Raw genomic sequence first — 301 nt, 5'->3', positions numbered from 1 at the left:
AAAGCGAGGTGCAATTACTGAACTTGAGGGTTTAGAGAGGGATATTTTAAATGAAGATGTAAAAAAAGAAGTAACAATTGAGATGAATGATTATAACTCAGTATTAATTGAAGAAGATAGAAACCTATCTTATCCTAAGTCAGCAAAAGCTCTTGTTCTAGATGTTAAAAGAAAAATAGAAAAAGGTAAGCTCTGTGAGCATGCAGAAAATCGAGAGATATTAAATGGAAAGTTTGAGTTTAATATGAAAAAAATAAGTAATAAAGTTTTGCGTTATATTGAAGATTTTACATGGACAATT

General features: G+C 28.9%; 1 protein-coding gene. It reads left to right on the top strand.

Features of this window, described 5'->3' with window-relative positions; translation table 11 throughout:
- A partial coding sequence (locus tag ACYP03_RS25505) for a hypothetical protein (protein ID WP_459782605.1) occupies positions 1–301 on the top strand: 301 nt, incomplete at both ends.

It is taken from the genome of Photobacterium sp. R1, assembly GCF_054600795.1.
This window is presented reverse-complemented; position numbering and strand designations above follow the sequence as displayed.